7 protein-coding genes and 3 tRNA genes are annotated in these 5692 nt (G+C 71.9%); 5 read left to right on the top strand and 5 right to left on the bottom strand.

Annotated elements, in window-relative coordinates:
- Window positions 1–254 precede the first annotated feature (254 nt).
- Complete coding sequence (locus tag PROKR_RS10365) at window positions 255–557, top strand: hypothetical protein (RefSeq protein WP_036962857.1); 303 nt, start codon at window positions 255–257, stop codon at window positions 555–557.
- Between the two features lie 70 nt (window positions 558–627).
- On the opposite strand, the gene PROKR_RS10360 is transcribed toward PROKR_RS10365, so the two are convergent.
- The 3 genes from PROKR_RS10360 to PROKR_RS10350 all read right to left on the bottom strand — a co-directional run bounded on the left by PROKR_RS10360 (window position 628) and on the right by PROKR_RS10350 (window position 1326).
- Window positions 628–700 (bottom strand) — tRNA-Lys (locus PROKR_RS10360).
- Between the two features lie 118 nt (window positions 701–818).
- Window positions 819–894, bottom strand: a tRNA-Lys gene (locus tag PROKR_RS10355).
- 135 nt (window positions 895–1029) lie between these two features.
- Complete coding sequence (locus PROKR_RS10350) at window positions 1030–1326, bottom strand: GroES family chaperonin (RefSeq protein WP_020013266.1); 297 nt, start codon at window positions 1324–1326, stop codon at window positions 1030–1032.
- Between the two features lie 150 nt (window positions 1327–1476).
- Here PROKR_RS10350 and bcp point away from each other — a divergent pair, with 150 nt between their 5' ends.
- The 3 genes from bcp (at window position 1477) to PROKR_RS10335 (ending at window position 3286) form a co-directional block, all read left to right on the top strand.
- Window positions 1477–1959 (top strand): thioredoxin-dependent thiol peroxidase, encoded by a 483-nt coding sequence (gene bcp / locus PROKR_RS10345; protein ID WP_036962854.1) that lies wholly within the window; start codon window positions 1477–1479, stop codon window positions 1957–1959.
- The gene (locus PROKR_RS10340; RefSeq protein ID WP_036962852.1) at window positions 1959–3170 is read left to right on the top strand and encodes an acyl-CoA dehydrogenase family protein; all 1212 of its coding nucleotides are present in this window, start codon (window positions 1959–1961) and stop codon (window positions 3168–3170) included. Before bcp ends, PROKR_RS10340 begins: the two co-directional genes overlap by 1 nt.
- Window positions 3171–3204: 34 nt before the next feature.
- Window positions 3205–3286, top strand: a tRNA-Leu gene (locus PROKR_RS10335).
- A 40-nt stretch (window positions 3287–3326) separates the two neighbouring features.
- Here PROKR_RS10335 and trxA read toward each other — a convergent pair.
- Window positions 3327–3689: a thioredoxin gene (trxA, locus tag PROKR_RS10330; RefSeq protein WP_036962850.1), complete on the bottom strand. Its 363-nt coding sequence runs from the start codon at window positions 3687–3689 to the stop codon at window positions 3327–3329.
- A gap of 154 nt (window positions 3690–3843) precedes the next feature.
- On the opposite strand from trxA, the gene PROKR_RS10325 reads away from it, so the two are divergent.
- A complete protein-coding gene (locus PROKR_RS10325; protein ID WP_020013270.1) occupies window positions 3844–4413 on the top strand; it encodes an NUDIX hydrolase family protein in 570 nt (189 codons plus the stop codon).
- 5 nt (window positions 4414–4418) lie between these two features.
- On the opposite strand, the gene PROKR_RS10320 is transcribed toward PROKR_RS10325, so the two are convergent.
- Window positions 4419–5692, bottom strand: a 1274-nt coding sequence (locus tag PROKR_RS10320; protein ID WP_036962848.1) for an ATP-binding cassette domain-containing protein, incomplete at its 5' end; no start/stop codon positions are given.

Genomic DNA, 5692 nt, shown 5'->3' with positions numbered 1-5692 from the left:
GCGGCGGACGACGACGTCGCGACCCACCCCGTCATGGCGAGCGTCGCGGCCGTGACCGCCGCGACGAGACCGGCTTGCTGCCGGCCGCGCTGTTTCCTGGTGACTGGCCGCATGGCCGTCCTCCCTGTGGTTCGTGAGGTGGACGGCTCCGAGCACGCCCGGAGGACAAACCTGGCCGGGCCGGGTGAACTCCACGGGTGCAGCAGGCAACAACCGGACAAATTGTGGGCGCCTGAGAGCCCTACGCTCGGACCATGACGAACCACGACGAGGAGATCCGGCTCTGCTGCCTGCTGTGGGCGCGACCGGGCCAGGAGGCGGCTCTGACGGCCTACGAGGACAAGGTGCTGGCCCTGGTCCCGGAGCACGGCGGGGCGGTGCTCCAGCGTGCGGCGTCCGACGGCGCGGACGGCCGGCCGCACGAGGTGCAGCTCTACCGGTTCGCCGGCCAGGCGGAGCTCGACGGGTACCTCGCCGACCCGCGCCGCACCGAGCTGACCGCGGAGCGGGACCGGGTCGTGGCACGGACCGAGCTGTTCCCGGTCGAGCTGCTCTGATCGGGCGGGCTCGGCCCGGTCGCGGGAACGACGAAGGCCCCCACCGTGGTGGAGGCCTTCGTCAGGGTTGTGCGCCATCTAGGACTTGAACCTAGAACCCGCTGATTAAGAGTCAGCTGCTCTGCCAATTGAGCTAATGGCGCCTGCGACGGGAAGATTACCAGGGTCTGGGACCCTCTGCGCACCGATTTCTGCGCCTCACGAACGGACGTGATCCACCCTGCCGCCAGAGGACGGGAAGGAGCCGCGAAGCCGTCGTGCTGGTGCGCCATCAGGGACTCGAACCCCGAACCCGCTGATTAAGAGTCAGCTGCTCTGCCTATTGAGCTAATGGCGCGCAACGGAGATAAACACTACCAGGACCAGGGGCGTCATCGGTAACCGAACGAGCGGCGCTCCTCTGTGAACTGCACGACAGGCCGGGGCCGGGCTGACGGGCGCGCGCATGCGGTCCGCGGAGGCGGCCCGCCGCCTACAGGTAGAGCCCGGTAGAGCCGTCCGCCTCGTCGCTCTCCGCGACGCCGTGCACGTCGCGCTCGCGCAGCAGCACGTAGTCCGTGCCGGCCAGGTCCACCTCGGCGCGGTCCTCCGGGTCGAAGAGCACGCGGTCGCCGACGTCGACCTGCCGCACGTGCTCGCCCTTCGCCACGACGGTCGCCCAGGCGAGCCGCTTGGGGCCGACGGCGGTCGCCGGGATCACGAGGCCGGCCGTCGACTGCCGTTCCGCGGAGTCCGTCTCGGGCTCGACCAGGAGCCGGTCGTGCAGCATGCGGATCGGGAGGTTTCGGGGCTTCGTCACGGAGTCGGCAGTAGCGGGGGTGCTCACGGGATCAACGCTACGCGACTGGCGCGCGAGGTTGTCCGCAGGGGTGTGGCGCACGGGCCACGGAGCGGCCCTGGGGCGGCTAACGTTACGGGCATGACGACTCGCCTCGAGCCCGGGGACAAGGCTCCCGACTTCACCCTCCCGACCGCCGACGGCGCCTCCGTCAGCCTCGCCGACCTGGCGAAGAGCACCGACAAGGGCGTCATCGTGTACTTCTACCCGGCCGCCGCGACGCCGGGGTGCACCAAGGAGGCGTGCGACTTCCGCGACTCGGAGGCATCGCTGCTGGGCGCCGGCTACGCCGTCGTCGGCATCTCCCCCGACAAGGTGGCCAAGCTGGCCAAGTTCGCCGAGTCCGAGGCGCTGACGTTCCCGCTCGCGTCCGACGAGGACCACGCGACGCTGGAGGCGTACGGCGCCTGGGGCGAGAAGCAGAACTACGGCAAGACGTACGTGGGCGTGATCCGCTCCACGGTCGTGGTGAACCCGGACCTGACGGTTGCCGAGTCGTTCTACAACGTCAAGGCGACGGGCCACGTGGCCCGGATCCGCAAGGTGCTGGGGCTCGACTCCTAGTGGGATCGCCGGCCGACCTGCTCGACCTCGACGCCGAGCTCAGCGACACCGAGCTCGCCACGCGCGACCGCGTGCGGGAGTTCGTGGACCGCCGCGTGCGCCCGGACATCGCGCGGTGGTTCGCCGACGCGCACTTCCCGCGCGAGCTCGTCCCGGAGCTGGGCGAGCTCGGGGTGCTCGGCATGCACCTGCACGGCTACGGCTGCGCGGGGCGGTCCGCCGTCGAGTACGGCCTGGCGGCCCAGGAGCTGGAGGCCGGCGACTCCGGCATCCGCACGTTCGTCTCGGTGCAGGGCTCGCTGGCGATGTCGGCGATCCACAAGCACGGCTCCGAGGCGCAGAAGCAGCAGTGGCTGCCGCGCATGGCGACGGGCGAGGCCGTGGGCTGCTTCGGGCTCACCGAGCCGGGCGCCGGGTCCGACCCGGCGAGCATGACCACGCGCGCCCGCTTCGAGCCCGGCTCGGAGGGCGGCGACGCCGGCGGCGAGTGGGTCCTGGACGGCGCCAAGCGGTGGATCGGCATGGCCTCGTTCGCCGACGTCGCCGTCATCTGGGCCAAGGTGCGCGAGCCCCAGGCCGACGGCGGCGAGCGGGACCGCGTGCGCGGGTTCGTCGTGCCGACCCCGACCCCCGGGTTCTCGGCGGTGCCGATCGAGCCCAAGCTGTCGATGCGTGCGTCCGTGCAGTGCGACGTCACGCTGGAGGGCGTGCGGCTGCCGGCGGACGCGATCCTGCCGGAGCACCCGGGCCTGGCCGGGCCGTTCGCCTGCCTCGACGAGGCGCGCTACGGCATCGTGTGGGGCGCGGTCGGCGCGGCCCGGGACGCTTTCGAGGCCGCCCTTGCCTACGCGCAGGGGCGTGAGCAGTTCGGCACGCCGATCGCGGGGTTCCAGCTCACGCAGGCCAAGCTCGTCGACATGGCGCTGGAGATCACCAAGGCGCAGCTCATGGCGCTGCGCCTGGGCCGGCTCAAGGATGCCGGGCGGCTGGAGGGGCACATGATCTCGGCGGGCAAGCTCAACAACGCCCGCATCGCGATCGAGGTCTGCCGCGCCGCCCGAACGGTGCTGGGCGGCAACGGCGTGACTCTCGACCACTCGCCGATGCGGCACGCCAGCAACCTGGAGTCGGTGCGCACCTACGAGGGCACCGACGAGGTGCACACGCTCGTGCTGGGCCGGCACCTCACGGGGATCGCCGCGTTCCGCTGACCTGCCGCTCACCTGCACGTAGACTGAGCGCCGCGCGCGAGTGGCGTAATTGGCAGCCGCGCCAGGTTTAGGTCCTGGTGTCTTCGGACGTGCGGGTTCGAGTCCCGCCTCGCGCACCCCGTGTTCCCGGCGCCCCCTGGTGCCGGCCCTGCCGCGTCAGCTCTGCTGCGCGGCGATGTCCTTGCGGACCACGTCCATGTCGAGACCGCGGACGGCCTCCACGACCTCGGCGAGACCCTTGGCGGGCAGCGCGCCGGCCTGGCGGAAGACGAGCACGCCGTCCCGGAACGCCATGAGCGTCGGGATGGACGTCACCTGCGCGGCGGCCGAGATGCCGGGGTTCGCGTCGGTGTCGATCTTCGCGTGCACGATGTCCTCGTTCTTCTCCGAGGAGGCCTCGAAGACGGGGCCGAACATCTTGCACGGCGGGCACCAGGTGGCCCAGAAGTCCACGAGGACGATCCCGTTGTCGCTGACCGTCTTCTCGAACGTGGCGTCGGTGATGTCGACAGTTGCCATGTCACGCTTCCTTTCGTTGGGCGTCTACCTGGTGAAGCACAGCCCCACCCTCTGCTATTCCAGGAGGTCCCGTTCGGAGGTCCGTGTCACATTCGGGTACCGATCGGACGGCGCGGGTCAGGCACCGCTTGGCCCGAACTGGTAGAACGGACCCGTGACGGACACTGCCGACTACCCTGCCGACGATTTCTACCGCGAGCCTGCCCCGGTCTCGGGCTGGATGACCGACGAGGACCTCGCCGTGGTACGCGCGCAGCTCCCGCTCGTGTACGTCGACGCCGTTCCGGTGCGCGTCGACGACTCGGGCGACGTGGTCGCCGTCGGGCTGCTGCTGCGTGTGAACCCGCAGGGCGTGATGACCCGGGCCCTGGTCTCGGGCCGCGTGATGTACCACGAGCGCCTCCGGGACGCGCTGCTGCGACACATCGAGAAGGACCTCGGTCCGGTCGCGCTGCCGCAGGTGCCGCCGTCGCCGCAGCCGTTCACCGTCGCCGAGTACTTCCCCACACCGGGAATCACCGCGTTCCACGACCCGCGCCAGCACGCGGTCTCGCTCGCGTACGTGGTGCCCGTGACGGGCGACTGCCGGCCGCAGCAGAACGCGCTCGACCTCGCGTGGCTCACGCCGGAGGAGGCCTGCGCGGACGACGTCCAGGCCGAGATGATGAACGGGCAGGGCATGCTGATCAAGCAGGCGATGGCCCACGTGGGCCGGCTGCCCTAGCGGACTCAGACCGCCTGCGTGAGGTCCAGGACCGGCCAGTCCTCCAGGTCCGAGCGCATGCGGCGGTCGTGCGTCGCGACGACGACGGCGCACGGCGTCACCTGGAGGGCGCGTGTGAGCTCGTCCACCAGGTCGATCGACAGGTGGTTCGTCGGCTCGTCGAGCAGCAGCAGGTGCGGAGCGTGCAGCAGCGCGCGTGCCAGCTCGAACCGGCGCCGCTGTCCCGCGGACAGCTCGGCGAGCTGGCGGTCCAGGTCGTCCTCGCTGAGCAGGCCGAGGCCCGCGACCGGCACCACGTGGTCGGGGTCCAGCTCGCCCGAGGCAAGCAGCCGCAGCGCTTCGTCGGCATAGGTCTCGAACCCGGTCCGCAGGCGGGCCTTACCGGTGATCGGCTCGCTCTCCTGCCCGACGACGCCGATGCGCGCGCCGGGCGCGACCGTGCGGCTCCCCCGGTCCAGCTCCAGCGTGCCGGCCAGGGCCGCGAGCAGCGTCGACTTGCCGGTCCCGTTGGGCCCGACCACGAGCAGGCGGCCCGACGGCGGGATCGCCACCCGGGTGCCCGGCAGGTCCAGGCGGGCGCCGTCCTCGCCCGCGGCTGCCGGCGCGGATCCCGCGGGGAAGTCGACGCGCGGCGAACGGACCTCCACGACCGGGTTGCTCGGGTCCCACCCCGGCGACATCGCGGGCAGGTCGGGGAACCCCAGCTCGACGGGCGGCCTGGGCACCTCGATGGCCTCGGCCTCCAGCTTCTGGACCAGCCGGTCGGCGGCCTTGACGTGGATGCGGGCGCGCGTGGCGCGCCGGTGCTTCTGCGAGCCCTTGCCCGGGCGCCACTCGTCGGACAGCCCCTCGTAGGACTCGTCGAGCCGCTCGGCCAGGGCCGCGGCCCGCTTGCGCTCCGCACGGTAGCGCTGCCGCCACCGGTGCAGCGCCTGGGTCTTGGCGAACCGGTAGGCCAGGTACCCCGGCTGTCCGTAGAGCACAGGCTTGCCGTCCCACGACGGGTCGAGGTCCAGGATCGCGGTGGCGACGTCGTCGAGCAGCTCGCGGTCGTGGGTGACCAGCACGACAGCGCCGCGCCAGGCGACGAGCTCGCCGGTGAGGAACTCGATGGCGGAGTCGTCCAGGTGGTTCGTGGGCTCGTCGAGCAGCAGCAGGTCGGCGCGCTCCGCGAGACGGCAGGCCAGCCGCACCCGGAACCGCTCCCCCACGCTGAGCTGGTCGAGCCGGCGCGCGGGGTCGCGCGGGGCGCCCAGCCGCGTCAGGGCCACCTCGACGC

The sequence above is a fragment of the Promicromonospora kroppenstedtii DSM 19349 genome (assembly GCF_000515355.1).
GTDB lineage: Bacteria > Actinomycetota > Actinomycetes > Actinomycetales > Cellulomonadaceae > Promicromonospora > Promicromonospora kroppenstedtii.
Note: the sequence above shows the minus strand (reverse complement) of the source record. Positions and strands in the feature narration are given on the sequence as shown.

Coding starts and splice junctions, on each gene's coding strand:
- PROKR_RS10365 (WP_036962857.1), top strand. CDS start 255: ATGACGAACCACGACGAGGAGATCCGGCTCTGCTGCCTGCTGTGGGCG.
- PROKR_RS10350 (WP_020013266.1), bottom strand. CDS start 1,326: ATGCTGCACGACCGGCTCCTGGTCGAGCCCGAGACGGACTCCGCGGAA.
- bcp (WP_036962854.1), top strand. CDS start 1,477: ATGACGACTCGCCTCGAGCCCGGGGACAAGGCTCCCGACTTCACCCTC.
- trxA (WP_036962850.1), bottom strand. CDS start 3,689: ATGGCAACTGTCGACATCACCGACGCCACGTTCGAGAAGACGGTCAGC.